The sequence below is a fragment of the Silvibacterium sp. genome (genome assembly GCF_047605705.1).
Taxonomy (GTDB): Bacteria; Acidobacteriota; Terriglobia; order Terriglobales; family Acidobacteriaceae; genus Silvibacterium.
The window spans coordinates 95,519-120,625 of sequence record NZ_JASGFD010000004.1; the positions used below are offsets into that span (position 1 = coordinate 95,519).

At 61.2% G+C, this 25,107-nt stretch carries 21 protein-coding genes and 1 tRNA gene; 6 read left to right on the forward strand and 16 right to left on the reverse strand.

The genetic code is table 11. The features are described 5' to 3' along the window. Together QM649_RS02630 and QM649_RS02635 are read right to left on the reverse strand one after the other, a co-directional pair. On the reverse strand, positions 1 to 3,216 hold the full coding sequence (locus QM649_RS02630; protein ID WP_415197451.1) for an efflux RND transporter permease subunit: 3,216 nt from the start codon (positions 3,214 to 3,216) through the stop codon (positions 1 to 3). Positions 3,217 to 3,219: 3 nt separating this feature from the next. Beyond that, positions 3,220 to 4,470 carry an efflux RND transporter periplasmic adaptor subunit gene (locus tag QM649_RS02635; RefSeq protein WP_415197452.1) on the reverse strand — a complete coding sequence of 417 codons (1,251 nt, stop codon included), beginning with the start codon at positions 4,468 to 4,470 and terminating at the stop codon, positions 3,220 to 3,222. A gap of 136 nt (positions 4,471 to 4,606) precedes the next feature. On the opposite strand from QM649_RS02635, the gene QM649_RS02640 reads away from it, so the two are divergent. Then, on the forward strand, positions 4,607 to 5,263 hold the full coding sequence (locus QM649_RS02640; RefSeq protein ID WP_415197453.1) for a TetR family transcriptional regulator: 657 nt from the start codon (positions 4,607 to 4,609) through the stop codon (positions 5,261 to 5,263). Between the two features lie 4 nt (positions 5,264 to 5,267). Here the strand turns inward: QM649_RS02640 and hemQ are convergent, their stop codons facing one another. Then, a complete protein-coding gene (hemQ, locus tag QM649_RS02645) occupies positions 5,268 to 6,104 on the reverse strand; it encodes a hydrogen peroxide-dependent heme synthase (RefSeq protein ID WP_415197454.1) in 837 nt (278 codons plus the stop codon). Between the two features lie 191 nt (positions 6,105 to 6,295). Here hemQ and QM649_RS02650 point away from each other — a divergent pair. Next, positions 6,296 to 6,370: transfer RNA gene (locus tag QM649_RS02650), tRNA-Gly, on the forward strand. Positions 6,371 to 6,394: 24 nt separating this feature from the next. Here the strand turns inward: QM649_RS02650 and QM649_RS02655 are convergent. Beyond that, on the reverse strand, positions 6,395 to 7,162 hold the full coding sequence (locus QM649_RS02655) for an SDR family NAD(P)-dependent oxidoreductase (RefSeq protein WP_415197455.1): 768 nt from the start codon (positions 7,160 to 7,162) through the stop codon (positions 6,395 to 6,397). Positions 7,163 to 7,251: 89 nt separating this feature from the next. Then, positions 7,252 to 7,992 (reverse strand): SDR family NAD(P)-dependent oxidoreductase, encoded by a 741-nt coding sequence (locus QM649_RS02660; protein ID WP_415197456.1) that lies wholly within the window; start codon positions 7,990 to 7,992, stop codon positions 7,252 to 7,254. Between the two features lie 235 nt (positions 7,993 to 8,227). On the opposite strand from QM649_RS02660, the gene QM649_RS02665 reads away from it, so the two are divergent. Beyond that, positions 8,228 to 9,163 carry a LysR family transcriptional regulator gene (locus QM649_RS02665; RefSeq protein WP_415197457.1) on the forward strand — a complete coding sequence of 312 codons (936 nt, stop codon included), beginning with the start codon at positions 8,228 to 8,230 and terminating at the stop codon, positions 9,161 to 9,163. 115 nt (positions 9,164 to 9,278) lie between these two features. Here QM649_RS02665 and QM649_RS02670 read toward each other — a convergent pair whose 3' ends face one another. Next, positions 9,279 to 9,428, reverse strand: coding sequence for a DUF3309 domain-containing protein (locus QM649_RS02670; protein ID WP_415197458.1), 150 nt, complete (start codon positions 9,426 to 9,428; stop codon positions 9,279 to 9,281). Positions 9,429 to 9,516: 88 nt separating this feature from the next. Next, positions 9,517 to 10,266, reverse strand: coding sequence for a uracil-DNA glycosylase (locus tag QM649_RS02675; protein ID WP_415197459.1), 750 nt, complete (start codon positions 10,264 to 10,266; stop codon positions 9,517 to 9,519). Between the two features lie 182 nt (positions 10,267 to 10,448). Between QM649_RS02675 and QM649_RS02680 the strand changes: the two genes are divergently transcribed. Beyond that, a complete protein-coding gene (locus QM649_RS02680) occupies positions 10,449 to 11,657 on the forward strand; it encodes an aldose 1-epimerase (RefSeq protein WP_415197460.1) in 1,209 nt (402 codons plus the stop codon). A 79-nt stretch (positions 11,658 to 11,736) separates the two neighbouring features. On the opposite strand, the gene QM649_RS02685 is transcribed toward QM649_RS02680, so the two are convergent. The 9 genes from QM649_RS02685 to QM649_RS02725 form a co-directional block, all read right to left on the reverse strand. Beyond that, entirely contained in the window at positions 11,737 to 12,792 is a 1,056-nt protein-coding gene (locus QM649_RS02685; protein ID WP_415197461.1) for an Asd/ArgC dimerization domain-containing protein, read from the reverse strand. Next, a complete protein-coding gene (gene pssA / locus QM649_RS02690; RefSeq protein WP_415197492.1) occupies positions 12,789 to 13,616 on the reverse strand; it encodes a CDP-diacylglycerol--serine O-phosphatidyltransferase in 828 nt (275 codons plus the stop codon). Before pssA ends, QM649_RS02685 begins: the two co-directional genes overlap by 4 nt. Before the next feature lie 35 nt (positions 13,617 to 13,651). Then, a complete protein-coding gene (locus QM649_RS02695; RefSeq protein WP_415197462.1) occupies positions 13,652 to 14,320 on the reverse strand; it encodes a phosphatidylserine decarboxylase family protein in 669 nt (222 codons plus the stop codon). A 206-nt stretch (positions 14,321 to 14,526) separates the two neighbouring features. After that, positions 14,527 to 14,745 carry a YdcH family protein gene (locus QM649_RS02700; protein ID WP_415197463.1) on the reverse strand — a complete coding sequence of 73 codons (219 nt, stop codon included), beginning with the start codon at positions 14,743 to 14,745 and terminating at the stop codon, positions 14,527 to 14,529. A gap of 61 nt (positions 14,746 to 14,806) precedes the next feature. Continuing rightward, positions 14,807 to 15,286: a ribosomal protein S18-alanine N-acetyltransferase gene (gene rimI / locus QM649_RS02705; protein ID WP_415197464.1), complete on the reverse strand. Its 480-nt coding sequence runs from the start codon at positions 15,284 to 15,286 to the stop codon at positions 14,807 to 14,809. A gap of 8 nt (positions 15,287 to 15,294) precedes the next feature. Beyond that, on the reverse strand, positions 15,295 to 15,945 hold the full coding sequence (gene tsaB / locus QM649_RS02710; RefSeq protein ID WP_415197465.1) for a tRNA (adenosine(37)-N6)-threonylcarbamoyltransferase complex dimerization subunit type 1 TsaB: 651 nt from the start codon (positions 15,943 to 15,945) through the stop codon (positions 15,295 to 15,297). An 85-nt stretch (positions 15,946 to 16,030) separates the two neighbouring features. Beyond that, positions 16,031 to 18,514, reverse strand: a complete 2,484-nt coding sequence (locus QM649_RS02715) for an ABC transporter permease (protein ID WP_415197466.1) — start codon at positions 18,512 to 18,514, stop codon at positions 16,031 to 16,033. Between the two features lie 98 nt (positions 18,515 to 18,612). After that, a complete protein-coding gene (locus QM649_RS02720; protein WP_415197467.1) occupies positions 18,613 to 21,771 on the reverse strand; it encodes a DUF3857 domain-containing protein in 3,159 nt (1,052 codons plus the stop codon). A gap of 131 nt (positions 21,772 to 21,902) precedes the next feature. After that, positions 21,903 to 23,105, reverse strand: coding sequence for an acyl-CoA dehydrogenase (locus QM649_RS02725; protein ID WP_415197468.1), 1,203 nt, complete (start codon positions 23,103 to 23,105; stop codon positions 21,903 to 21,905). Positions 23,106 to 23,282: 177 nt separating this feature from the next. Here QM649_RS02725 and QM649_RS02730 point away from each other — a divergent pair, with 177 nt between their 5' ends. Further along, positions 23,283 to 24,371 carry a glycoside hydrolase family 43 protein gene (locus tag QM649_RS02730; RefSeq protein WP_415197469.1) on the forward strand — a complete coding sequence of 363 codons (1,089 nt, stop codon included), beginning with the start codon at positions 23,283 to 23,285 and terminating at the stop codon, positions 24,369 to 24,371. A gap of 273 nt (positions 24,372 to 24,644) precedes the next feature. Continuing rightward, entirely contained in the window at positions 24,645 to 25,085 is a 441-nt protein-coding gene (locus QM649_RS02735; RefSeq protein WP_415197470.1) for a recombinase family protein, read from the forward strand. Positions 25,086 to 25,107: the final 22 nt, after the last annotated feature.

Genomic DNA, 25,107 nt, shown 5'->3' on the forward strand with positions numbered 1-25,107 from the left:
TCACGCGTGGCCTCCTTCCAACTTGGGTCCGTTGCTGGGGTCTCCGTGCGGAAACTCCGGCGGATGCGTCGAATCCATCGTCGTGTTCTTTCCACCATGCTTGCTGAAGCGATGCGACAGGTATTCGACCACCGCGAAGGTCACCGGGATCAGCACGATACCGAAGAGCGTCGCGATCGTCATACCGCCGATCACCACCGTGCCCAGGATGCGCCGTGAACCGGCGCCTGAGCCCGATGCCGTCCACAGCGGCAGGCAGCCGAAGATGAACGCAAGTGCCGTCATCACGATCGGACGGAACCTCAGCCTTGCGGCTTCAAGAGCAGACTGCGAGATGCTCTTGCCGCTGCGGTAGTTCACCACGGCGAACTCCACAATCAGGATGGCGTTCTTCGCCGAGAGCCCGATCAGCATGACCAGTCCGATCGTCGCGAAGATGTCATTCTCGAGCGACCGCACAGTCAGCGCAAGATACGCACCGAGGATAGCCACTGGCGTGCTCAGCAGCACGCTGAACGGCAGCGTCCAGCTCTCGTAGAGCGCGGCAAGAATCAGGAAGACGAACAGCAACGAGAGTCCGAAGACCACCCACGCCGGCACGCCCTGCGCCGCAACCTGCTCCTGATAGCTCATGCCCTGGTAGGCATAGCCCATACCCTGGGGCATCGTCTGCTTGAAGACCTCTTCGAGCGCCGCCCGCACCTGGCCCGAGCTGTAGCCCGGAGCGCCGGTGATGTTCAACTGCGCCGCTTCGTACTCGTTGAAGCGCAGGATGAACTCCGGTCCGGTGATCTTCTTCACATGCACCAGCGATCCCAGCGGCACCTGGCCGCCGTTCGCGCTCGGCACGTAGAACTGGCTGATGTTGTTGATATTTGTGCGTGTATCGCCTTCAGCTTCCACATAAGTCTGCCACTGGCGGCCAAAGCGATTGAAGTAGTTCACCAGGTAGCCACCCATAAAGGTCGACATCGTGGTGTAAATGTTGTCGAGGCTGACCTGCTGCTCGAGCGCCTTCTCACGATCCACATCCGCGTACAGCTGCGGAACCGCGGGCAGGTACGAGGGCAGAGCGGCCGCAATCTCCGGACGCTTGGAAAGCGCACCGAGATAGGCGTACAGGTTCTTGGTCAGGAACGTAGGATCGTCGTTACCCGAACGGTCCTGCAGAATCATCGTCACGCCGCCCGAAGTACCGATACCCGGAATCGCCGGAGGCGGGAAGGAGAAGGCCAGACCACCGCCGATTCCCATCAGCTTGCGACCGATAGACGCCTGGATGGACGCCAGCTGCTCTTCCTTCGACTTACGCGTATCCCACGGCTTGAGCGATACGAAGAAGAAGCCGGAGTTCGTGCTCTGCGTCTGGGTAAGGAGGCTGAAGCCATTGACCTGGACCACGCCCTGAATTCCCGGTGTGCTCAGCAATGCATCGCTCACCTGCAGACCCGTAGCATCCGTGCGCTGCAGCGAGGAAGCATCGGGCAGCTGCGTCATCACGAACAGGTAGCCCTGGTCTTCCTGCGGGATAAAGCCCGTAGGCAGCTTGCCTCCCATGAAGACCGCAACGACCGCGATGATCACCAGCGCCAGCATAGCGAAGCCTGACTTGTGGATCAACACGCCCGAGGTGCTCACGAAGCGATCCGTCGTGCGCCCGAAGAAGCGGTTGAACCAGTCGAAGAAGCGCCTCAGCGGACCGTTGCGGCGATTCGGATCCTTCGGCTTCAGCAGCAGCGCGGCCAGTGCCGGGCTCAGCGTCAGCGCATTGAAGGCCGAGATCAGCACGGAGATCGCAATGGTAATCGCGAACTGCTGATAAAGGTGTCCAGTGATACCCGGAATGGCCGCCGTCGGGATGAACACCGCGGCCAGGATCAGCGCAATGGCCACAACCGGACCACCCACCTCTTCCATCGCCTTGATGCTCGCGTCCTTCGGAGACATGCCCTCGTCGATATGGTGCTCGACGGCCTCGACCACGATGATGGCGTCGTCGACCACCAGGCCGATGGCCAGCACCAGACCGAAGAGCGACAGCGTATTGATCGAAAACCCGAGGAACGGGAAGATGATGAACGTACCGATCAGCGAGACCGGTACGGCCAGCAGCGGAATCAGCGTCGCGCGCCAGCCCTGCAGGAACAGGAACACCACCAGCACCACGAGCCCAAGCGCCAGGAATAGCGTAATCAGGATTTCGTGGATGCCCGCGGTAACGGCCAGCGTCGTATCCAGCGGCACGTCGTAGCGCATGCCCGCGGGGAAATGCCCAGAGAGCTCAGCCAGCTTCTTGCGCACGCCGAGCGCCGTCTGTACCGCGTTCGCGCCCGGCAGCTGGTACACCGCCAGCATACCCGCCTGGCCCTTGTTGTAACGGGCCGTTAGGTTGTAGGTCTGCGTTCCAAGTTCCACCCGCGCCACATCGCGCAGATGCAGCACCGAACCATCCGCATTCGCACGGATGACGATGTTGCCGAACTGCTCCGGCGTCACCAGGCGGCCCTGCGTGCGGACCGTGTAGGTGAACTGCTGTCCGTTCGGAACCGGCTCGCCACCGATCTGACCGGCTGGATACACATTGTTCTGCGTCTGCAGCGCATTGATGACATCGGTCGCCGTCACGCCCAGCTTTGCGAGCTGGTCCGGCTTCACCCAGATGCGCAATGCATACTGGCCGCCGAAGACCTGGATACGGGCCACGCCCGGAACACGCGTCAACTCATCCTGCAGGTTGATGATCGCGTAGTTCGTCAGGAAGTCGCCGCTGTACCGGTTATCCGGAGAGTTGATACCGACCAGCATCAGCGGCGAAGTCAGAGACTTCTGCACCGTGATGCCCGCCTGCGTCACTTCCGTGGGAATCTCACCCTGGATCTGCGAAACGCGAAGCTGCGCCAGAACCTGGTCGATGTTCGGATCCGTCTTGACGTCGAAGTCCACATATACGGTCGACTGGCCGTTGTTGGCGTTGACCGAGTACATGTACAGCATGTTGTCGACGCCGTTCATCTGCTGCTCGATCGGCGTCGATACGGCCTGTTCCAGCGTCTTCGCATCCGCACCCGGATACGTCGACTGCACCATGATTTCCGGCGGCACAATGTCCGGATACTGCGCCGTCGGCAACGTCACCAGCGACACGGTGCCGATAATCACCGTGATAATCGCGATGACGATGGCCACAATAGGCCGGCGAATAAAAAATTTCGACATGAACTATCTCCCGGTTGCCTGCGAGGTCGTCATGGAGGTCACAGCCGGAGGCGTTCCCTCATGCGGACTGACCGGCATGCCTTCTTTCAGCTTCTGCAGGTTGTCGATGATCACCTTGGTGCCAGGCTCGAGGCCGCCCGTCACAATCCAGCTGTTGTCATACTGCGAACCGAGCGTCACGTTCACCACATGCACCGTGCCCTGGGGGCTTACGGTGTAGACCTGCTCAATGCCCTGCATCTCCTGCACTGCGATCTGCGGCACCAGCAGAACATCGTGCTCTACCTGCGTGTCCGCCGAGATACGGCCGAACTGGCCAGGACGCAGTACGTTGCCGGGATTCGGGAAGGCCGCCGCGATACGGATGGCGCCGGTCTGCTGGTTCATTTGGCGATCGACGAAGACGATCTTGCCCGGATGGTCATACTTCTGCCCGCTCGCCAGCGAAAGCGTGAGCGGCAGATTCGAATTGAGCAGATCGGAACCCTTCTGCTTCGCCTTCGCCACCAGCGCAAGGTACTCGGCGTCGCTGATCGAGAAGAACACCTTGATCGGCTCGACCGTCGACACGGATGTCAGCGTCGACTGCGTGCTTACCAGGTTGCCCACCTGCGTCGTTGCCGCGCCGGCGATGCCGCTGATGAGCGAACGTACCTGCGTGAAGCCCAGGTTGATCTTCGCGGTCTCAAGCGCGGCATTGGCTGCCTCGATCGAAGCCTTGGCGGCGATGACCGACGCTTCATCCTGCGCGAGCGTCTGCTTCTCGGTGTCCAGCTGGCTCTGTGCGATCGCACGTGCTTCGGCCAGGGGCGTGTCGCGGTTTACGTTGATGTGCGCCAGACCAAGCTGTGCTTCCGCTTCCGCGAGCTGGCCCTTGGCCTGGTCTACCTGTGCCGCGGCCTGATCGACCGCTGCCTGGAAGGGACGCGGGTCGATATGGAAGAGGATCTGCCCCTTCGACACCACCGAGCCTTCCTTGTAGTCCTGGCTGATCAGGTAGCCGGTCACCTGCGGCTGAATCTGCGCATTGGTGTAGCCGTCCATTACACCGACCCACTCACCGGTCAGGTTCACGTTCTGCTGCTTTGCCTCGGTAACCGTCACTGGAAACGGCCCCATCGCCGGTCCAGCCGGCTTGGACGGCGCGCAACCGGCTACCGCCAGCATCGATGCAGCGGACGCCGTAACAATCAGGCTCCGGGAAAGAAAATCGCGGTGCGCCCTGCGCACTCCACGGGGCGAAACTGGCGACATGGCTGGTCTCCTTGCAATTGTTTTCGAATAAAACATACACGGATGTATCGTTAGAAGAGATTCACGAGTTGGCCCGGCGATGCAGAGAACTCACTCTTCGTTGTGCCGCAGGTGAATGGAACGGAGCTGAAATACCATGCCTCGGCCTGCCAAACACGCCACAATTCCTGTTGCTTTTGCGAATTCCACAACACCCGTCAAGAAACAGGAGCGGGCGATACAGACCCATGAGCACCTCATCATGGCGGCACGAAAGGTCTTCGCCCGTGACGGCTTTGCACAGGCCCGGATTGAGGATATTGCAGCCCTCGCAGGCAAGACTCGCGGGGCTTTTTATACAAATTTTCGTGACAAGGAAGACGTCTTCATCGCCATCATCGAGGACGACTTCAACCGGTACAAGAAAGACTTTTTACGCAATCTCTGTCGTACGACATCTGTTGAGGAAAAACGGGAAGCACTGGCACAACACTTCTACAAGGTCATCTGCGATGAGCAGCGTGTTCTGCTCATGCTGGAATTCAAGATGTACGCCATTCGCCATCCGCAAAAGAAAAAGCGGCTGGCAGACCTTCACCACGCCATCTGCGCCCGCTTCAGCGAAGGCGAGATGAGCCAGTACCTCGGTGAATTCAAACACAAAACCGGAATCGAAAAGCGCCGGGAGACCGCCCGCGTCTCTGCTGCTATCGATGGTCTCGCAATCAATCGTCTCTTCGATCCGGAAAGCTTCAGCGAGGAGCGAGTGATGACCCTGCTTCGCTCCATCGCTGCCGAACTATTCGATTGCTAACAGTCTAACCGAGCTTACCTTCGAGCCAGCCACCCAGCTTGTCCGATTGCAGCCGCACACCGACAAAAAACTGTCCGAAAAGCGCATACTCCGCGCTTACCTTGTCGAAACGCATCTCGTAGATCAGCTTTTTGAAGACAATCGGATCGTGGGCAAAGAGGTCCACGCCCCACTCCCAGTCGTCGAAGCCGATCGAGCCGGTGATAATCTGCCGCACCACATCCGCGTACCGCCGCCCGATCATGCCGTGCTCATGCATCATCCGCTTGCGGTCTTCCATCGGCACCGAATACCAGTTCACCTGCTCGCCGCGCTTGCGATCCATCGGATAGAAGCAAAGGTACGGCGCATCGGGAATCGCCGGAAACAGACGCGGAGCCATGGCCGTGCTCTGACGCGCGGCCTGTTCCTGCACCTGCGCTGTCCACTCCGGTGTACCCGGTTCGAGCCCCTGCTCGGCCAGAGCCGCATAAGTCTTGGACGAAGACTCGTAGAGGCCCAGCTCCACAACGGAGAGATACGAGTTCGTTGGCTGCAGATAGGCAAACAGCCGCGTCTGCGCCAGCGCCAGCTCGGCGCGATTCAGGTCCGCGAAGGAGTCGCGGAAATGCACAAAGATCAAATCGCCCTTATGGCCGATCTGCGAGAAAATCGCGGACTGGTTCGGATGACCTTCCCCGGCACCCTTCTCCCACTCGCCGAGCAACGCCGCAAACTCCGCGCCAATCTCGGACTGCTCCGCTGCGCTCAGCTTTCGCCACGCGCTCCAGTCGAAGCGAAACATCTGGTGCAACACATTCGAGCCTTCCAGGGTCATCGGGACCAGCGGTAACTCAGCCAATGTGCATCCTCCTTCGTCACAGGCACAGCCCGCGTACCCTTTCATGATACCGGCTCATCCGCGCTCTTCCGTTGTGCTGCGCGTCACAGCCTGTCCTGCGCAATTGCCGATCCCCTCCCACGCAGGTTTTCGTGGTTATAATCAGGAAACACGATGGATTCTCCGGTCGCCTGCAGGCCCCGGAAAGAAAAGCGGGAGTAGTTCAGTGGCAGAACGTCAGCTTCCCAAGCTGAATGTCGCCGGTTCGATCCCGGTCTCCCGCTCCAATCGCTCTCAACGCAGCAATTCCCTTACAGCTTCGATCCGCCATCCGCAGGGATGCTTGCGCCCGTAATCCACCGCGCCTTCTCCGACGCGAGGAAAGTCACCACATCGGCAACATCGTCCGGCTTTCCGATCCTCTTCAGCGCCTGCATCGACAGCGCTGTTTCGCGGCCGGCCTCCGTCTTCGTGAAGTTCGACATGTCCGTGTCGATGATCCCCGGCGCCACCGCGTTCACACGCACGCCGCGCGGTCCCAGGATCGCCGCCCAGTTCTTCACCAGCGTCTCCAGTGCGCCCTTCGTCGAGGCATATGCAAGGATCGACGGATTCTCAAGCGCCGGCTTCCCTACCACTCCACGAGCGACAACCGAGGTCACCACCACGATGCTCGATCCCTCGCCCAGCAGCGGCAGAAGCTGCTGCACCAGGAAGAACGGTCCACGCACGTTTGTCGCATACAGCGTTTCGAGATCGGCCGTGGTGTAGTCTTCGATTCGCGCCGCCTTGCTCACGCCCGCATTCAACACCAGTACATCCAGCCGCGAGCCCACAATCGTCCGCACTTTCTCCGCCAGAGTTTTCGCGCCATCCTCGCTCGCAAGGTCAGCACCAAGCGCTTCGGCCTCACCGCCATTGGCGCGAATCGCCTCCACCACGGCCTCTGCCTCGACCGCTGAACGCCCATAATGCACCAGCACCTTCAGACCATCGCCAGCCAGGGCCAGCGCCGTCGCGCGGCCGATGCCCCGCGACGCGCCCGTTACCAGTGCGATCTTCTTCTCAGAACTGCTCACAGTCTCGTCCTTTCTTTTCATCCCTGCTGAAGCGCCGCAGTGGGCTGCTTCTTCCAGCGAACCGGAAAAGCAGCACCGATCCGCGAAGATTACGCATTCGTACCGCCATCCACCGTCAGGTTTGCACCCGTGATGTAGGAGGATTCCGGGCTCGCGACAAATGCCACCAGCGCGGCTACCTCATCCACATGCCCATAGCGCTTCAGAGCCGTCACCGCGAGTTGCGGCTCCGCCCAGTCGCCTGCTGCCGGATTCAGGTCCGTGTCGATGGGCCCCGGCTGCACGTTGTTCACCGTGATCTTGCGCGCACCCACTTCGCGCGCCAGTCCCTGCGTAAACATCTTCACCGCGCCCTTCGTGGCCGAATACGCCGTAAGCCCCGGCGTGAGTATGCGCTCCCCCACGCATGAGCCGATGGTGATGATGCGGCCACCGTCAGGCATATGCTTGAGCGCCTCTTGTGTGGCCACGAACACGCCTCGCACATTGATCCCGAACATCCGGTCGATCTCATCGAGTGTCGTCTGCTCAAAGGGCTTCGGTACGGCTGTGCCCGCATTGTTCACCAGCACATCGATGCGCCCAAAAGCTTTGACCGCCTTGTCGACCGCAGCCGTCACCGCGTTCCCATCGGCCGCGTCCGCCTGCACTGCCAACGCCTTGCGCCCGCTCGCCTCAATCGCCTTCACTACGGACTCCGCCGCAGCCGCGTCGCGTGCATAAGTAATTACAACGTCTGCGCCATCCGCTGCCAACCGCTTCGCGATCGCCGCACCGATCCCGCGTGAGGCACCCGTTACCAGAGCCACCTTGTCCTTAAGCTTCGCCATACTCTCTCCTCTTGCCGCTCGTATTCGCTGAGGCCCTTTGCCTACATTCGTCCCAGGCGGCAGCTAGACATCAGATGGAATTCTCCCCCACGCGATCATGCTGCCCGGGGAATACGACTTATTCATATTTGGAATAACGCCAGGACAGCGCTCGCCGGATCAGTAAAATGCCCCTGAACCATTTCAATGCCCAATCTGATAGCCGGCCGCAGCTCTCGGCCGCACGGAGAAACGAATGGACCGCTTTGCAGCCATGGAGATTTTCATTCGCGTTGTCGACTCCGGCAGCTTTTCGTCGGTCGCCCGCGAGCGCGGCGTCGGACAGCCAGCAGTCAGCAAGCAGATCTCCGCGCTCGAAGCTGAGCTCGGTACCGAACTCCTGCACCGCAATACGCGTTCCATTGCATTGACGGAAGCTGGACGGGATTTCTACCAGGCTGCCCAGCGCATCCTCGAAGATTTCGAGAGCGCCACATCCCACATCGGCCGGGGCCAGACCGCGCCCCGTGGCCTCATCCGCGTGTCTGTGCAGGCATCCTTCGCACGCCTTCACCTGATCACCAAACTCGCCGCGTTCTTCGAGCGCTACCCGGAGATTGCCATCGAATTCGGATGCTCCGACAGCCCTTCCACGCTCATCGAAGATGGCTTCGACCTCGCCCTGCACTCGGGCCATCTTCCCGACTCGGGCCTCGTGGCACGGCGCTTCGCGCAGACCCGCATCGTTCTCGTAGCAACGCCGCAGATCGTCATGCGCCACGGCATCCCGAAGACCCTCGATGATTTGCGTGCGTTTCCAGCAATCCCCCGCATTGAAAGCGGCGCCGTACGGCCTTGGGATTTCGATGCAGGCCGATCGAGCTCGGAGCCGCTGCGCGTGGTTCCCAACGGCGTCTTCCGCACCGGAGACTACGAGCAGCTGCGTATGGGCGTTCTTGAGCATCTTGGGATCGCACAAGCGCCTGCATGGCTCTTCGCGGCTGAGTTACGGGAAGGCACCGTGCTGCGTCTGCTCACCAGCTACGAACGCACCGTGCCGATCTCTGCTGTGCGACCCGCGGGCCGCCGTGCTCCGGCACGTGTGCGCGCCCTCACGGACTATCTCGAAGAGACGTTCGCTCTCTGTACGCAATTCAATCCCGCGACCGCGGAGCTTGCAGCCGCAGACTAATTACCTACCCGCAACAGCGCGAATCGATTGCAAAATGGAAAACGCCCGGGCAATGCGTGCGCGCACGCCTGCTTCCGGGCCTTCCCTTGTGGACTTTCAGGTTCTCTGCCTGCCGCTACACGACGTGCAGCAGCAGCAGGATCACCAGAATCAGCACGATCAGACCCAGGCCACCGCTCGGGTAGTATCCCCAGCTACGGCTGTACGGCCAGGACGGAAACGCGCCAATCAACAACAGAATCAGGATCACCAGAAGAATCGTCATCGTGCCACCCTCCGCTCGTATACGTTCTGCTTCAAAGATGCGGCTCTCACCATGACAAGATGCCCGGCAGCGCAATCCATCGCTGGACTCAGCTGAGCCCGGCCAGCTCGCGTGCACGCCGGAAGACGGCCAGGAACATCGGCGCCGTCAGTTTGCCGGTATTCGTGTTCTGCAGCGAGGGGTGATAGCTCGCCATCAGGATGCGTCCGCCCGGCAGGCGATACTCCACGCCGTGGCCGAACTTCAGTTCGCCGCGCCGCGCGATCTCACCTTTCCGCTGCAGGTGCTGCACCACGCCATCGAAGGCGATCTTGCCCAGGCACACGAAGACGCGCATGCGTGGCAGCGCTGCAATCTCCTCATCGAGATACGGCGCGCAGTTCGCCAGCTCCTGCGGCAGAGGTTTGTTATCCGGCGGCGCACAGCGGCCCACGGAGGTGATCCATAGCCCGCGCAGCTTCATGCCGTCATCGCGGCTGGTCGCCAGCGGCTGCGAGGCAAACCCCGCCTCATACAGCACGGGATAGAGAAAATCCCCTGAGCCGTCCCCGGTAAACGGCCTGCCGGTGCGATTCGATCCATGCGCTCCCGGCGCAAGCCCGACAATCAGCACCCGCGCCCTGGGATCGCCGAACGAAGGCACCGGCAGCCCCCAGTACTCGTGGTCGAGATAAGCGCGCCGCTTCTTTGCCGCAATCTCCAGATCATAGGCCCGCAGCCGCGGACAGCGCGTACATGCCACGATGCGCGCATTCAGCGCTTCCAGTGCATCCAAGCCAGTATTCGGCTCGGTATGGGAGTTGTCGTTCGCGCGCTTCTTCGGGCTCCGGGTCGTCATCGTTGTGATTCTAATTTTGCCGCGCCCTGCCGCAACCGGAAGCATGCGGGCCAGATGTACATCGTTCGTCGTAGAATGAGGGCGTTTTCACCTGTCGGTCGACAGCGCGCTTCTGCCGTTCCCCTAAGCGCTGCCAGCAACCACACGCAGCATCTCCATACCCCTGTCGAGGTTCGATCCGCATGTCTCTTCGCCCGCAGTACATCCTTCCCGTCGCGGCCGCAGCTCTGCTTACGCTCGGCGGATGCAAGTCGGCCCCCGCGCCTTCTGAGTCTGCCTCCACGCCGCAGCCGGCCGTCGCTGCCGCGCCCACACAGATCAATGGCGAAGACGTCGTCACCCTCCATCGCCAGCCCACTTCGAATGGCGCGAAGCCGGAGTTTCTCTCCGCTACCATCCTGCCCGGCCGCGGCATGAACCTCTTCCAGATCACCGCCAACATCCCCGGTAAAGGCAACGTCGAAGTCTTCGCTTCGCCCTCGCTCGCCGATGCAAACGCAAAGTTCGGCGGACCGGCCGACCTCGACGGCAATGCCAGCTTCTCCTTCGGCGGAGCCTTCCTGGTTCCCTATCCCAACCGCATCCGTGGCAAGCTCTCGTCCGACGGCACTACCATTAGCACCGAGTGGCATGGCAAGACGCTAACCCTGCCCGCGAACTGGAAGGGTAAGAACGCTGGCGCCGAGCCGCATGCCATGCACGGGCTCATCATGAACGTGAAGACCGACGATGTGAAGACCGTGACCACGCCGGACGGCCAGACCATCACCGGCACCATCCATGCCGGAGACTTCGGCGGCCACTGGCCCTCGAAGACCGATCTCGCCTTCACCATCGCGCTCACCGGCGACACGGTGGACGCCACCATCACCGCGAAGAACGTGGGTGACGAGGCTGAGCCCATCGCCATCGGCTGGCACCCGTACTTCAACATCCCCAGCGGCGATCGCACGCAGGCCCGCCTGCATGTTCCCGGCGAGCAGACTGCCGAGGTCAACAACTACGACGATGTTTTCCCTACCGGCAAGCTGATCCCGGTAAAGGGCACCAAGTACGACTTCACCGCGCCGGACGGTAGGCCGCTCAACGACATTTTCCTCGATGACAACTGGTCGAAGCTCCAGCGCACCGATGGCGCCGTCGATGTAAAGCTCATCGATCCCGCGGCCAAATACGGTATCGATGTTCTCGGCCTCTCGCCCGAGATCAAGACCGTTCAGGTCTATGCGCCACCGACAAAGGAATTCGCCGCCATCGAAGAGCAGTACAACTTCGGCGACCCCTGGGGCAAGGAATGGAAGGGCATGGATACGGGCATGGTCACGCTCAAGCCCGGCGCTTCCACCACCTGGCATGTTGCGCTCAAGCTCTTCGTGCCACCGGCGCAGTAAAACACAACTGTCACGGTTACAGATGCAAAAAGGCAGCGGCTCTCGGCCGCTGCCTTTTATTTCCGGATGAGTCGCTCTTTTACTGCACCTTGCCCTTGGGACGCAGACGGCGCAGGTCCTGCGCGCAGGCCACCGCGTTCAGAGAGCTGAACTTCAGGTTGTCGAGCGCTGCCCAGATCCAGAAGCGCTTCGAAGCCTGCTCGCCACCTTCGGCCGTGCGCACACGTACCATCAGGTCGCCCTGTCCTGCACTGCTCAGGTTGCTCGGCGGCTCGGTATCACCCAGCACCACGTCGATGTGCTCGGAACCCAGCGCCGCTTCCAGATGCTCCACCTGCACCGCCTGCTCCAGCTCCAACGCCAGAGAGATGCCATGCCCATGGAACACCGGCGCATGCAGCAGCTGGATCGCCAGCTGTGGCAGGGTCTCCCCCGCAAGCAAGGCATAGTGCCGCCGAATGCGAGCCTCGCTCGCACCCAGGTTGATCTTCGCCGCCTCACCCAGCACCGGCAGCAGATTGAAGGCAGCCTGCGCGTCGTAAGACTGCTTCGGCAGGCTCTGGAAGCTCAACAGGCCGACCGTCTGCTGATGCAGCTCGTCCATCGCCGCGCGGCCGTATTCCGATGCAGGCTCGAGCACCGTCGCCGAAGCCGACTTCACCTCCGCTACCTCGGAGAGGCGGGCGAAGATCAGCGCCAGCGCCACCGATACTGGATGCGCTGGCACAATCGCCGGCGTCGCCAGGTCGGGCTCGACCGCGGAAGCATCGCCTGCGCCTTCGCCCAGAGCCTCACGCACCCAGGGAGCGCGCACCAGCACGCCGGGCTCATTCTCCAGCGCATACGTCAGGTCGAGGATGCTCGCACCGCTCGCCAGCGCCTGCTTCCAGTGCTTCTGCGTCGTTTCTTCACTCCCGGCAAAGAAGACAAAGTCTTCGCGGGTGAAGGCGTCGGGCTCGATGCGCTGGATAAAGGTGACTTCATCGCCCACCGATTCGAGCTGTCCCTGCTGCGACTCATCGTCCATCAGCGAAAACTCTGACGTGGTGAAGGGCGACTCCGACAGCGCTTCGTTCAACTCCTTGCCGCGCAGCGACGCGGCTCCGACAATGGCAATCCTGTATCTCTCTGTCATGCGGGTGTTCCCGTGGAAGAAGTGGAGGAGGAATCCAGCGTCTCCGCATGCGCGGTCTTCCGGTGACGCTGCCTCGAATAAGCGATACGCGCCCCGATGCCCGAGAACATGTAGATCAGGGCCATCGCCGGGAGCACGATCCGCGAGAAGAAGACCAGCAGATAAATCACCAGCCCAATCAGAATAATGAGCTGGAATGGATGCCGGCTCGAAAGATTGATTTCTTTGCCGCTCCAGAACCGCCAGGTACTCACCATCAGGAAGCCCAGCAACCCCACCAGCGCCAGCCACACCATGGCGATCCACTGGTTGAAGACCGGCCGTCCGAGAAAGGCATGCACTACGGCCGCGACCACACCCGCCGCGGCAGGAATCGGCATACCGACAAAGTACTTTCGGCCCGGCCGCCCGGGATTCTTCGGCACCGGATCATGGCTGATATTGAAGCGGGCCAGCCTGCTCGCCCCACACAGCAGGAAGCAGAAGCACAGGAAGCCGCCGAACTGGATCAGCTTTTCGCGCAGCAGCGGATCGATCGTGACCGGCAGCATATGCACGCCCCAGCTGAAGGCCAGGATGCTGGGAGCCACGCCAAACGTAATCACGTCAGCCAGCGAGTCCAGCTCTTTGCCGAATTCGCTGGTCGTATTCGTCATGCGGGCGATGCGTCCGTCCAGTGCGTCGAACGGGATCGCAAAGCCGATGGCCAGCGCCGCGTAGTCGAAGTGGTGCGGCTCGCGCACCGAACCCTGCAGGCTCTGGGTGATCGCGTAGTACCCCGCGGCGATGTTTCCCGCCGTAAACATCGACGGCAGGATGTACATACCCCGCCGTCGCCGTCCGCTTTTTACCACAGGCTTCAAGCCAGGGTCTCCACCAGCTGCTCGTCGTGATCCGCCGCCGGAGCACGCTCCGGGATTCGCGCCAGCACCGTCGAACCGCCGCTCACGTGATCGCCTACCTTGACGAGAATTTCCGCATGGCCGGGGAAGATCACATCCACGCGCGAGCCGAACTTGATCAGCCCCACGCGTTCACCACGCTTCAACCGCGTACCCACTGCGGGGCGGAAGACAATGCGCCGCGCCAGCAGGCCAGCAATCTGCTTGAAAGCGATCGTATAGCCCTCGTCCGCGCGGATCACCGCCATGTTCTGCTCGTTCTTATCCGCAGATTCAGGGTTCATCGCGTTCAGGTACAGGCCTTTCTGGTAGCGCACGTCTTCGAGAATGCCCGCCACTGGCGAGCGGTTCACGTGCACATTAAACACATTCAGGAAGACGCTCATTTTGAGCGACTCACCCTCGGGCGTCGTTACCCGCAGAATGGAAGTCACCTTGCCGTCGGCCGGCGAAACCACCAGCCCCGGCTCCTGGGGAATCCTCCGCTCCGGATCACGAAAGAACCAGAGGAAAAAGAAGGCAAGCAGTACCGGGACTACCGGCAACAGCACACTGTGCGTCAGCACAAACAAAAGAGCGGCCACCGCGAACAGCGCGATTCCGTAAAAGTATCCGTCACGAACCATGAGCTTTAAAAGGGCGCAACCTCCCGTTCATTATAGATAGGTTCCCCTTCAAGCCCCGTTTCCAATCAGGAATGGACAAGCTTCGATCTGAGCGGTACGCCACCGTCCCACTCCGCCGGCAGAAAAGGCGCGACCCCGCACTCTGGCACGACCGGCCTTTTCTGCCACGCGGCAGCGGCTGCTTCGGGTCTATGGATGATGGGTTCCTACGCGACGTAGGCCTGGGTTTGACCGCTTCGTCGGGCGGTCAGTTCATCTTTGGCACGCAGTTTGAGCTTCTTCAGGCGAGTCTCCTCAAGCTGCTCTTCCTCGGAAAGATAGGGCTTCTGGGTGAGTGCTTCGAGCTGAGCGGAGTAGCGGCGATGCTCCTGTTCGAGCTTCAGGATTTCTTCACTCTCCGGCAAGCGATTCGCTTCCAGCGCCATGAAAATACCTCCTTCTGTCTCAGACGTACAACCTAGCACCGAGGAGGTCTGCCTGCAACGATCAACCGGGAGTTTTTTCGCCCTTTTCCGGAGCACTTCCGAGATTTCGCCCCATCAGTAATGCATCTTCTTCCGGATCGCGGTAGTACCGGCGCCTCAGCCCCTCGCTGGCCAGCCCGGCGCGCAGGTAGAGTCCGATCGCCGCAGCGTTTCTGGCTCGCACCTCGAGTTCCAGCCGGATCGCCCCGAGCGCCTGCGCTTTCCGGATAACCTCCGCAAGCAATGCCGCCCCAAGGCCCTGGCGCCGATACGCCACTGCCACGGCAATCGCTTCCAGCTCTGCCACATCGAGCGTCACTGCAGCCACGGCAAACCCGGCCAGCCGCCCGTCGACGAAGGCAGCAGGCGCAATCGTCTCCACCCGCTCCAGCACCTGTCGCCATACCGCCAGGCTCCAGTGCGGAGCTTCCGGAGCATCGGCGGCCAGCGCCATGACCGCGGCCAGATCTTCCTGTCTCAGAACGCGTAAAGTTGCTGCCATACCGCCGATCACGCCCCGGCGGGAGGATGCTCGAGCGACGCCAGCACAGGCTTGCCGTAGAGCTCCGCATCTGAACGCCGCACATAGTTCGCATCGAGAGCCGCGACATCCTCGTAGTCATCCGCCCATAGACGGTCGAGCGCGGCCTCGATTGCATCCCACGCCGTAGGATCCGCGACCCGCACCGCTCCCGGCAGCGACGCCAGGGATTCTTCACAGACGGCAACCTGCGCTGCCGAAGGTGCATCGCTAACCGAAATCACGCGTTCCGCGAATGTTTCGGCTACCGTCTCGCCGAAATAGATCTCCCGCCGTCCAGCATCGAGCGCCGCCGACTTCGTTCCAGCCTTGCGCGCCAGCAGCGCCAGCCGCGACACCGCCACCACCGGAATATCCAGCGCCTCCGACAGGCCCTTCACCGTGCTCAGCCCGATGCGCACCCCCGTGAAGCTCCCCGGCCCCCGCACGGCCACAATCGCGTTCAGCGCATCGGCTTCCAATGCGTGCTCAGAGAGAAGTGCCTGCAACACAGGCAGCAGGTCAGACGAAAAGGTCTTGCCCGCCAGCTCCGTCATTCCCAGCAGGCGTGCGTTCTTGCCATCCCAGGCCGCCAGCGCCACCGACCCCACCGCGCCGCACGTATCGATTCCCAGCAACATCCGATTCCTTCCTGCTTCCCGCGCACGCCGAAGGCCGGCTGTCCGCGAAAAGATCACGCCCTATTCTCTCAGGACGGGATGCGCACTAGTCGACGCGCAGCGCCTCCATCGGATCGAAGGAAGCCGCGCGGCGCGCCGGAACCCATGCCGCAGTCACCGCCATCAGCAGGGTCACGCCCAGAGCGATGCCCAGGCTCAGAGGATCAAGCGGGTCAAGGTGATAGAGCTGCGTGCGCAGCAGCCGCGCTACCATCACACACAGCGGAGCGCCCAGCAGCAGTCCGCCCGCAGCAATGCGTAGGCTCTCGCCCAGCACCATCGCCACAATCCCGCCCCGCTCCGCGCCCAGCGCCATGCGTACACCGATCTCCGCCCGCCGCCGCTGCACGCGATATGCCAGCGTGCCGTAAAGACCGGTAGCCACCAGCAGCACTGCCAGGCCGCCAAAGCCCACAGCCAGCCGCGAGAACAGGCGCGATCCGAGATACGTCTCGGCAAACTGCGCCTCTTCGGTCATCGGCTTCTGCAGCGGCATCGCCGGGTCCAGTTCCCGCATCGCCCGCCCGATCTCCGGCAGCAGCGCCAGCGGATTGCCACCGGCGCGCACCTCCACCGTCAGCTGCCCCTGCATACCGCGCTGCGCCAGCGCGTGATACACCGTGGGCCGTGTCGCCTCGGTGACGCTTTTGTACTTGCTGTCCTTCACTACGCCGACAATCTCATACCCCGGATTGCCGCCCGGCTCTCCGTCGATGTGGTGGCCAAGCGCGCCATCCTTCAGATAGCGCCGGGCAAACTCTTCGTTGACCACGGCCACCAGCGGTGAGCCATCGCGATCACCCTCATCAATACCGCGACCCTGCAGCAAACCGATACCCATCGTGCTGAAATAACCTGGTCCCACATCGTTTGAGGAGATATCCGCCTTTGCGCCGGAAGCCTCATTCAACTGCACCCCGTCCAGACTTATCCCTCCGCTCATCAGCCACGAAGACCCGGGCCGGAAGCGCACCAGTGACGCAGACGCCACGCCTGGCACTCCCTCCAGCCGCTGCACAAGCCGCGTATAGAAGCCCTGCGCCTGTGCATCGGTCGCCACCTGCTGCGGTGTTACGTCGAAGACCAGCAGCTTCTGCGCGTCCATGCCCAGATCACGCTCCTCGAAATGCAACAGGCTGCGTACCGCCAGAGCCGACGCCCCCAGAAGCGTGAAGCACAGCGCAATCTGCACCGCCATCGCTGCGTTACCCGCGAAAGCCTGCGCGCGGCTCAGCCCCGCCATCTGCCGGCCGGCCTTCAGCTCTTCTTCCAGACCAATCCGCAGCATGCTGCGCAACGGCACCAGTCCGAAAAGCAATGCCGTCACACCTGCAACCGCGAGCGTCAGCCCAAGCACGCGCCCATCTGGGGATAGACCGCTCTCGATATGCGCCCATGCCGCCAGCGCCCGCGTCGCCAGCAGGGCCAGTGCCCATCCCAGCACCGAACCTGCGGCCACCAGCAGCACACTCTCCGTGAGGAATTGTCGCAGTATCTGTTGCGAATTCGCTCCTAGCGCCAGCCGTACCGCAAATTCGCGCCGACGCGCATGGTTCCGTGCCGTGATGAGCAACGCCACGTTCGTGCAGGCGATCAGCAGCACCAGCCCCACCAGCGCCATCATGATCCGCAGCGCCGGACCATATCTCCCCTCGGCACCCGGCACGCCACGCACCGACGTAAAGCCGAGCGTCGCCGGCCACTTCGCGCGATCGAGCTTGCCTGCGCTCTCCTCCGACGCTTGCCAGAAGCTCGCCTGAAGAGCATTCACCGCCGCAGCAGGAGAGACATCATGCCGCAGCCGCGCCACCATGGGAACCGCCCACCACTTCGGCGATCCGTACAGTGACGAGGTCGCATCGCCCCAAGGAGCCAGTTCCGGTCGCGTCTGCAGCGGAACCCATAAATCGACTGCACCAGCGTAGCTCACGCCGTGAAACGCAGGAGCCGTAACGCCGATGACGGTCAGCGGCACGCCTTTCACGAAGAGCGTTTTTCCGAGCACATCCGGCGCACCGCCAAAGCCCTCCTGCCAGAGGCGATCGCTGATCACCACCACCTGCGCGTGCGTGCGCTCTTCATGCTCGGTCAATCCGCGGCCGAGTTCCATCGGCACGCCCAGCCCGGAGAAGTAGTTACCGCTCACTTCCTCGCCCGTGCGCTCGTCCGGAGCATCGCCCACGCGCACCGCGACCTTGCCGGCGCCCAGCGGCACATGCGCAATCAACGCATCGAAGACATCCGACCGGCCCCGCAACCGCTCAAATACGGGGAAAGCAAAAGAAGTATTTCCGTATCCTGAGCCTGAAGTGTTCGGCGGCTGCGTGCCGCCATGCTCCAGCGTCACCGTATAGACACTCGCCGCATCCCGTACCGGCAGCATCCGCAGCAGCAGCGCATTCAGCGTACTGAAAATCGCGGTATTCGCGCCGATACCCAGCCCCAGCGTCACCACCGCCGTCAAGGCAAACAAGGGCGCGCGCCCAAGCTGCCGCAACACGATCCGAAGATCCTGCAACCATCCCACCATGATCGCCTCCAGCTCTCGTTCACGTGCGTGATCGAACAGACGCCGAAGTGATGGACAGCGCTCACCGGCGCATTCTGCCTGTCACCAAAGGCAGTTTTTCAGTTGGACCTCGCAGGAGGCATTAATGTCATCTCGCAGGTAGGAACTCCCTTCACACAATTGAGATTTCCTTCAAAAAAAATGCGCGCCTGTGAGCCTGCCGGCTCCACCCCTGACAATTTTCGTCCTTTTACCGCGGCAACAACTCCCCCAAGCCCTCCATCGCCGCTCTGCCGCCGCAGGTCTTCGATCGCTCCACCCTTCACAGCGACCATCATTACCGCGCTGCCAGCGGCATCCGCCGCCCTCGGTACTGAGACCATCGAAGACATGGGCATCATCCGTTCCGCGACGTGCTCCGCGTGCAGCTTTTCGATCCGCAGCTTCAGTTCGTCCTGCGAGGATGCGTCTCCCTGAAGCTTCGCCATTCCTAGCATCATTCCGTCCTGGCTAAGCGCTTCCCCCTTGCGACCCAGCGCCTCGAGGACTTCCCCAAGATGCATGCCTATAACCAGGTTCCGTCGTCCAACCCATGCTGCCTGAATATATGACTCCGACTCCGCAGTCTTTCCTTCCCTGTACAGAATCCAACCCAGCGTATCCCAACTCGACATCAAAACGCTGCATTCAGCATTGCTCTTCTCGTCCGCGTCATCAACGGTGACGGCATTCAGCGCGGCCTCTTCCTTCGCAATCGACCTGCGGCTCAGTTCCTCCGCCTTCGCCAGGCCAAACTTTTCTTCGACGAGCAGCCACGCCACCGCATTCAGGCGATCGGGATCTGTTTCCTCTTTCATCCAGGCGGTCACCGTGGCCAAGGCTTCGTCGTCATGGCCGGCCCCGTGTAGCGCTTTGACGTACTCCAGCTTCAAAGCGCGATCGGTAGGGTTTCCCTCACTCGCCGTCTTCGCGGTCTTCAATGCCTCATTCTTCTCACCTGCGCCGATCTGCGCATTGACCAGCACCACGTAGATCACTGCATCATTGCGCTCAACAAAGCGCTTCGCCAATTTTTCCGCATCGGCATAGCGCTTCTGTGTGAGATACAGCGTCCCTAACTGAGCGACCACGTTGCTCACGATCAATGGGTTGTGCTGTACCTCGAGCTCATAGTCGGCGATCGCCTCCTCCAGCTTTCCCTGGTGCCATGCGATAGAGCCGAGCATGCTCATGACATAGGGATATCGATCATCCTGTCCCTTCACAGCCTCAAGAAGGCTCTCAGCCACGTCCCACTTACTTTCATGCTCCATCTCGAGCGCCGATTTCAGCATCGAGGCGTGCATTGCATAGTCGCCCTGTGCCCTCTCGGCTCCAGATTTATCTGCCTTTCCATCTTTCGCCTCATCGTGAGAAGCGGTCGTCGCGGCTCCTACTTCAGGCAGGTTGCGAAATGGAGTTTCTAGAACGATGTAATTCTCTCCCGACTCATAGCCAATCGCCTTCATGAAGGCGTAGTAGTCCTTCCAATCGGCCTTCGGCACCTTCTTTTTCAGCACGACCACGGTACGTTCAACCACCAGCTCCCGCTTCTCTAACCGGTATGTCTGATCGAAGGTCGTGTAATCACGCTTCACATGGATAGCATCGGGCAGCGTCGGCACATAGTCTCCCGGCAGAGCAATCCGTGTCACCGCTTCAATGCGCCGGGGAACCCCCAGGTCGATATCGTATTCCGGTGCATGGTCCCGCTCGATCCAGGTAATGTCGAGTACGGGGAAAAGCGGCAATATCCGGTGATTTTCCCAGTCTCCAAAGGAAGGACGAGTGTAGTCATAGCTCACCCGCACCGGCCCATTAGGGTCACTCTGCCGAAAATCCGTATTGCTTACCGTACCGCCGAATCCAATAGCCTGAGAGACAGCCTGCATCGCCTGGTCCCACTGCGAGGGAGCCACCTGGTTGATCATGATCCGGAAACCGTACTCCGCATCGGAGCGCAGTGTCAGCGTCATACGGCTCTTCAGAAGTCCATCCGCATCAAGCGTGCCCACGGCCTCAAAGCGCTCTGTGTAGGAAAATGGCGGATCGGCCGGCGTCTTCTCAAGCGTTGCTGCCCCCTTGGCTACTACCAGTGCTTGTTCATCGCGGATCGCTGGAACAAGCTCACGGTAAGGCTCGGCACCCGGCGTCGAATCCAGCCACACGCGACTTCCCTGCACCATCACCGTGGTGATCACATGGTTGAAGAGCGCTGGCGAAGGCAGATCCTCCACCGGCTGGATTCCCGCACCGATCAGCACCGGGGCCGTCGTGAATCCCTTTGCCCGCAGCAACGCTTCGAGCAGAGTGTCCTTATCCTTGCAATCGCCGTATTGATTTGTCAGCACTTCATCGGCGCTGTGGGGCTGATAGCGCCCCACGCCAAAATCGATTCCCACATAACGGATGTGTTCTGATACGAAGTCATAGAGCGCCCGCACCTGCTCATCCGGCGTCTTGGCATCCTTCGTCAGCTCATTTGCTCGGTTCACAATTGCCACCGTCGGCTCACTGCGCGGCTGGGCGAGGCTTCGATACCAGTCGCCCAGCTCGTTCCAGCTACGAAAAGTCGTCCAAGCCACCGACGGAAGCGCACGTCCCTCTGCGTCTTCATCCGGATCCTCGATCTTTTCGCCCGCAGGAGCATTCACTCCGGCAGCCGGTGTCGGCTTCAGCTGAGCACTGGCCCATGTCCACGTGTGCAGCTCATCCTTCGTGGTCTCCACGGCCGGATGCTTCGGCGACCACACCTTTACTGCCGTGCCTACAGGCGCCGAGAGCGTTAGCGTCTGCGAAAGCACCACGCCGTTGTTGTTCAGGAAGTGTTCCGCGCCCCAGAACTCCCCGGGGACCTCGGCCTTAGTCGTCACCGTTCGCATCTGGTACTCAAGCTCGTCGCCTGCCGCCAGCGACCGCACAGGAATCTGCTTCTGCTTGAGATCGCTGTAAAGAGGAGCTTCGGTCGTCACAGGCGAAGGCTGGTCCACCGCATCGGTAGCCGGCGTCTCTACTACTTCCCCATGCGGCTTTTTTACCCGAACATATTCAATGGTCGCCTGCTGATATGCCGAGGCATATGGCAAAACGATCACACTCAACTGCCGCGCGGCGCCATCCGACTGCACCCGTGCCACCACATGCGTCACACGCTCGCCTGTACCGTCGGCGTGCGTATGAATCGCCGTGTCCACGTGCTCCCATACGACCGCTTCTTTCGAATAGCGATCAGGGCTCACATCCTGTGCGGCGGCAAAAGGCAGAGACAAGACAGGCAAGAAAAGCAGAGAAGTCAACGTACGGAAGCGCATGCAAAACAACGAATATCAGAGCTTCGCCGCTTTCAGAAGTGATTTATTACATCGCCTTCTCATCCCCGCGAAGGCGAAACCTTCAAAATCTCCCGTGCGATCACCATGCGTTGAATCTCGCTCGTCCCCTCACCGATGGTGCACAGCTTCACGTCGCGATAAAACTTCTCGGCCGGGAAATCCTTGAGGAAGCCGTAACCTCCATGCAGTTGCACTGCTTCATTGCAGATGCGCACCGCGACCTCGCTCGCATAGAGCTTCGCCATGCTCGATTCGCGTGTCACTTTCTTTCCCGCATCCTTGAGCACCGCCGCCCGTTGCGTCAACAACCGCGCCGCATCCAGCTCCGTCGCCATATCCGCCAGCTTCCACTGGATGCCTTGAAACTCCGCGATCGCCTTGCCGAATTGCCGCCGGTCCTTCACATAACGCAGCGAAGCATCGAGCGCACCCCGCGCAATGCCCAGCGACAACGCCGCAATCGAGATCCGTCCCCCATCAAGAATGCGCATCGCGTCGATGAAGCCCTCGCCTAACGCCCCGACGAGATTCTCCTCCGGCACCACGCAGTCGTCGAAGATCAGCTCCGACGTATCGCTCGCCCGCAGGCCCAGCTTGTTCTCTTTCTTGCCTGCGCGAAAGCCCGGCGTGCCTTTCTCCACAAGAAATGCCGAGAGCCCATGTGTGCCTTTCTCGCGATCCGTCACCGCGATCACCACCGCCACATCCGCATGGCCGCCGTTGGTGATGAAGGTCTTGGTACCGTTCAGCCGCCAGCCGCCGTCCACCTTCGCCGCCGTGGTGCGCGCCGCTGATGCATCCGAGCCCGAGCCCGGTTCTGTCAGAGCCCAGGAGCCCAGCCACTCGCCGCTCGCCAGCTTCGGCACATACTTCCGCCGCTGCTCCTCATTGCCGGCGAGAAAAATATGATTTGTGCAGAGCGAATTGTGCGCCGCGACGATAATCCCCACCGAGCCATCCACCGCCGACAGCTCCTCGATCGCCAGTACGTAATCCACATAACCGAGGCCGCTGCCGCCATATTCTGCTGGAAAGACCACCCCGAGCAGGCCCATCTCGCCCAGTTGCCGAACGACATCGGCGGGAAACTCGCCAGTCTCATCCCATCGCGAGACATGAGGAGCGATCTCCTTCGCCGCAAACTTCCGGATCGCGGCCCTCAGTTGCTCCTGATCGTCCGTGAGAAGAAATGGATATGTCCCCACCCTGCTTTCCGCCTCGTCCGTTGTAACTGCCCCCATGCGCATCTCCTGTTCGCGAGAGGTTCCCAAGAAAACGCACGATCCTAGCAGCTTCCTCCGTAAACTGGCGAGCACCGCAGCTCACCTTTGCGAACAAAAAAGATCATCCGCGGAACCGCTTCCCTCGTCTCCTACAATGGACCCAAAGCTTTGCATCCCCCTTACGCAGGAACTCTCGTGTACCGATCCATGACTCGCTCCGTGCTCCGCTCTGCGCTTTCGCTCCTTGCCCTGGCTACCATCACCGCCTCCGCCTGGTCTCAGTCCTCTGCGAATCTCGAAAAGCAGGGCTACTACGCTGACCCCGAGATTCACATCTTCAATGGCCAGTATTGGATCTATCCCACCACCTCGGACCCGAATCCCGATCCCAACCACCACGAAAAGTTCAATGACCAGCAGACGAAGCTGCGTGAAGGACATGTCATCCACCCCGTGTATCTGCTGCACACCTCGCTCGACGCACTTTCCTCGCCCGACCTCGTGCACTGGACGAAGCACCCTTACGTTCTCGAGACAAAGGACGTCGCCTGGGCCGCCTACGCCATCTGGGCTCCTAGTGCCATCCACCTCAACGGCGGATACTACGTCTTCTTCGCCGCGAATGACATCCAGAAGACCGACACCTTCCCGGGCGGCATCGGCGTCGCCGTAAGCGACAACCCCGGAGGCCCATTCGTCGATGCCCTCGGTCATCCGCTCGTCGGCGAGTTCCACAACGGCGCGCAGCCCATCGACCCCTTCGTGATGAAGGATGACGACGGCAGCATTTATCTCTATTACGGCGGACAGGGCCACTGCAACGTAGCCCAGCTCTCGCCCGATCTCACCCACGTCATCCCCATGAAGGATGGCTCGCTTTACAAGGAGATCACTCCGAAGGACTACGTCGAAGGCCCGTTCGTCATCAAGCGCAACGGCGTCTACTACTTCATGTGGTCCGAGGGTGATTGGGGCGACGCGTCCTACGGCGTTGCCTACGCGAAGAGCACCAGCCCCACCGGTCCCTTCGAGCGCGTCGGTAAGATCCTTTCCACCGATCCGAAGATCGCCTTCGGCCCCGGCCATCATTCGGTTCTGCACATCCCCGGCACTGATGACTGGTACATCGTCTACCATCGCCATCCACTCGGCACCTCCGACATCGCACAGCGCGTCCTGGCCATCGACGAGATGCACTTCGACGCCAACGGCAACATCGAGCCCATCAAGATGACTGCCGACGGCCCCGGGCCCCGGCCCCTCACCAAGAAACAGAACGAGTAGAAACAAAACTCCACTCCGCTCTGCGCGCAGTAGTCGGGAGCCCCACTCATGACACACAGTTGGTCATGGGTGGGGCGCCAAGGGTTTCCGCATCACTTCCCGTCCCCAGACGAACACCTGAGTACAGAAACGGACACTCACTCTCTATCCCGTGTAGAAAGCATCGGAAGCTATCTCCTGATCCGGTAAAACGTTGCGCAATGCCGAACAAATCCTTCGCATGGAACCTGAATTGCTGTGTATTCTCCCGTCGTCATCTCGCAGGAGGCCTCCATGCCACACTTCGAACGCATCCGTGATGTTATCTCCGGCCCCTTCAGCCCAGAAATCATGCAGCAGCGCGCGGCCTCCGGCTGGCAGCTCGTCTCACTCGAATGGCGTCGTGAGCTCCCCGACGACGAGCGTCCCACCGAAGGTGCCTTCGCCGAGGACATCCCCTACGGCCTGCGCATCTCCGACGATTGCCAGCGCCTCGAGACCGATCCCAACGAGAACCAGGCCCTCACCCTCATGATGGAGCTCCTCGTGCAGGACTTCCCTCTCTCGAGTGTCGCCAGCGATCTCAACGAAAAAGGCTTTCGCACCCGCAGCGGCAAACCCTGGGGAGCAGGCGCGGTCTTCAACATGATGCCGAGACTGATTGAAGTTGGCCCGCGTCTCTTCTCAACTGAGGAGTGGGAGCAGCGCCGGGCCCGCTTTGCGCGGTTCATCTAGAGGCTGTAAGGGATTGCGGTCC